Source organism: Actinoplanes sandaracinus, assembly GCF_030009775.1.
Lineage (GTDB): Bacteria > Actinomycetota > Actinomycetes > Mycobacteriales > Micromonosporaceae > Actinoplanes > Actinoplanes sandaracinus.
In genome coordinates this window covers 1-1426 of record NZ_JASCTH010000076.1, presented here as the reverse complement: position 1 = coordinate 1426, position 1426 = coordinate 1, and the positions used below count along the sequence as shown (strand labels likewise).

Sequence of the window (1426 nt, the reverse complement as noted above, 5' to 3'; positions counted from 1 at the left end):
GGCCAGATCGTCGTCGTCGACTGCGAGGGCGACCCGGCCAAGTTCGAGAAGGCGAAGCTGGTCTTCCAGGGCGCCGAGAAGGGCGTGACGGTGCCCCAGGGCCCCGGCAAAGTCGTCAGGTGATTCCGAGCAGGGCGAGCGGGCGGGTGCTGTCGCGGGCGTGATGTCGGTTGGCGGCGGCGATGTTGGTGACGCCGGCGAAGCGTAAGGCGCCGATGGCGGCGTTGCGTAGGGCGGCCATGACTTGTTGCCCGGTGCCGGTGCGGATCTGCGAGCGGTCTTCGTCGTAGGTGACGTCTCGCACCCAGTGGATCTTGTTCTCGATGGACCAGTGTCCGCGGATCCACGCGGCCAGCTGGTGCGGTTTGGCCTGGTGGACGTGCAGGTCGGTGATGGCGTAGACGGTCTCGGTGGTGAAGCGTTTCGGTTCGTCGAGCCGTCGCCGGCGGCGACGGATCTGCATGGCCCGAGCGGCGTTCGGGAAGTCGATGCCGGTGGAGACGGTCAGGATTTTCAGGGTGCGGATCTCGCGCCGGCCGTGCCCGCGGTCGTCGTCACGGGTAGCGTCCGGGACCGCCTTCCAGGGCAGGCCGGCGAGCTGTTTGTGCAGGTGGGGCTGGTTGCCTTTCACGGTCAGGATCCAGTGTGCGCCGCGTTCGGCGAGGTAGGTGACGTGGTCGCGCTGGCAGTGCATCGCGTCGGCGGTGATCACGGCGTCGCGTAGGTCGCTGATCTGGTCGAGCAGAGGCGCGAACCGGGTGATCTCGTTGGTCTTGCCGTCGACGTCGGTACTGGCCAGGACCACACCGGCAGCCTGGTCGCAGGCGGCCATCACGTGATCGGCAGCTGTGGCGGCTGTGCGGGAGCCGCGCAAAGTCTTACCGTCGACCGCGATCGCCCGTCTGCCGGCCGGGATGTCCGCCAGGGTTCGGCCGGCGAGCCAGGCGCCGATCGCCGTGGTCAGTAGGTCCGGGTCCAGGGCCTGCAGCAGCCGGCGAATCATTGTTTCGGATGGGCGCCGATCAGCCGCCATACCCAGGGCCTGCACCGTCGTGTCCGGCACGTCGGCCACCCATTCCGCGATCGCGGCATACGAACGGTGACCGGCGACCACGGCGCATACCGCCGCGGTCACCACCACGCTGAGCTGATGCCGGATGCCGCGGCGGGCTCGCGGATCACGCACCGCGGCCAGCGCGGCGTCAAGCCCAGCGGCGGTTTCCGGCACGGTCAGAGCCGGTGCATGAGACAGAGACGAGATCAGCGATGATGGCAGTGCGGGCATGACTCACTTCGGACGATCAGCATGGCGTAGGAACCTTGATGATCTTCTGAACCGGTCATGCCCGTCTTGCTGTCACTACCAGCGGCGCTTCTATACCTAACCAGCCAAATCGGACAGCACTGCGACTTTGCCGGGGCCCTG

Annotated in this window: 1 protein-coding gene; it reads right to left on the bottom strand. The window is 67.6% G+C overall.

Going from position 1 to position 1426, the window contains the following annotated elements:
- Positions 1-115: 115 nt before the first annotated feature.
- A complete protein-coding gene (locus QLQ12_RS46620) occupies positions 116-1228 on the bottom strand; it encodes an ISAs1 family transposase (RefSeq protein WP_282767519.1) in 1113 nt (370 codons plus the stop codon).
- Positions 1229-1426: the final 198 nt, after the last annotated feature.